Origin of the sequence: Halalkalibacter lacteus (assembly GCF_036663595.1) — a bacterium.
In the GTDB taxonomy this organism is placed as follows: Bacteria; Bacillota; Bacilli; order Bacillales; family Bacillaceae_D; genus Halalkalibacter; species Halalkalibacter lacteus.
The window spans coordinates 1-269 of sequence record NZ_JAWRVL010000240.1 but is presented as its reverse complement, the minus strand read 5'-3'; the positions used below and the strand labels follow the sequence as shown (position 1 = coordinate 269).

Annotated in this window: 1 protein-coding gene; it reads right to left on the bottom strand. The window is 68.8% G+C overall.

Annotated elements, in window-relative coordinates:
- On the bottom strand, positions 1–269 hold a 269-nt coding region (locus tag SAZ04_RS22225; protein WP_332699797.1), incomplete at both ends, for a hypothetical protein.

The window sequence follows — 269 nt, the reverse complement described above, 5'->3', positions numbered from 1 at the left end:
GCTCCGCTCCGATTCCACGCGCTCAAGGGGATGTCGGAGTGCGGGACGATCCTCCTCTGGTCGCGCGGCGCCGACACGGACCCGATTCCGAAGTCGGTGTCGAGGCTGTACCCGCCGGCCTCGAGCCCGGCGGACACGTCGCCCAGAATGGGGTCGAGCGACGCATGATGCGCGTTCACGACGCCGCGATCCTCGTGCACCTTCAGCACGCAGCCCAGCGTCTGCTCCAGCGCAGCCGTGTCGAGGTGCTCGCGGTGCAGGATCATGAG